Genomic DNA, 1,316 nt, shown 5'->3' on the forward strand with positions numbered 1-1,316 from the left:
TGCCACGACTTCGGCGGTGTACTTGAGCCCCGCTACATTATCGGCGCGGAATCACTTGACCAGTGAGCTATTACGCACTCTTTCAAGGATGGCTGCTTCTAAGCCAACCTCCTGGTTGTCTCTGCGACTCCACATCCTTTCCCACTTAGCACACGCTTAGGGGCCTTAGTCGGTGATCTGGGCTGTTTCCCTCTCGACTACGAAGCTTATCCCCCGCAGTCTCACTGCCACGCTCTCACTTACCGGCATTCGAAGTTTGGCTGACGTCAGTAACCTTGTCGGGCCCATCAGCCATCCAGAGCCCTACCTCCGGCAAGAAACACGCAACGCTGCACCTAAATGCATTTCGGGGAGAACCAGCTATCACGGAGTTTGATTGGCCTTTCACCCCTACACACAGGTCATCCCCCAGGTTTTCAACCCTGGTGGGTTCGGTCCTCCACGCAGTCTTACCCACGCTTCAACCTGCCCATGCGTAGATCACCCCGCTTCGGGTCCACAGCATGCGACTCAAACGCCCTATTCAGACTCGCTTTCGCTACGGCTCCCCCACACGGGTTAACCTCGCCACACACCATAACTCGCAGGCTCATTCTTCAAAAGGCACGCAGTCACATCACACACAGGCAAGCCTGTGTACGCTCCTACGGCTTGTAGGCACACGGTTTCAGGTACTATTTCACGACCCCTCACCGGGGCGCTTTTCACCTTTCCCTCACGGTACTTGTTCACTATCGGTCACCAGGGAGTATTTAGGCTTACCAGGTGGTCCTGGCAGATTCACACAGGATTTCTCGAGCCCCGTGCTACTTGGGATCCCCTCAAACAGTCGAACTGATTTCGCCTACCCGGCTCTCACGGTCTACGGCAGCCCTTCCCAGAGCTTTCGACTACCAGAACGATTTCTTACTGCTCGTGGTCACGGCAGCAACCACAAGAGGGTCCCACAACCCCACATGCGCAACACCTGCCGGCTATCACACGCATACGGTTTGGCCTCATCCGCTTTCGCTCACCACTACTCACGGAATCACTATTGTTTTCTCTTCCTACGGGTACTGAGATGTTTCACTTCCCCGCGTTACCACCAACCGCCCTATACATTCAGGCGGAGGCAACACCACATGACTGGTGCTAGGTTTCCCCATTCGGACATCCCCGGATCAACGTCTGGTTGGCGACTCCCCGAGGCTTAACGCAGCCTCCCACGTCCTTCATCGGCTCCTGATGCCAAGGCATCCACCGTGTGCCCTAAAAAACTTGGCCACAAAGATGCTCGCGTCCACTATGCAATTCACAAACAACAAACAGACAAC

General features: G+C 55.3%; 1 rRNA gene. It reads right to left on the minus strand.

Features of this window, described 5'->3' with window-relative positions:
* Nucleotides 1-1,266, minus strand: a 23S ribosomal RNA gene (locus Aph01nite_RS40890); the annotation flags it as partial.
* Nucleotides 1,267-1,316: the final 50 nt, after the last annotated feature.

This window comes from Acrocarpospora phusangensis (assembly GCF_016862995.1).
GTDB classification, from domain to species: Bacteria; Actinomycetota; Actinomycetes; order Streptosporangiales; family Streptosporangiaceae; genus Acrocarpospora; species Acrocarpospora phusangensis.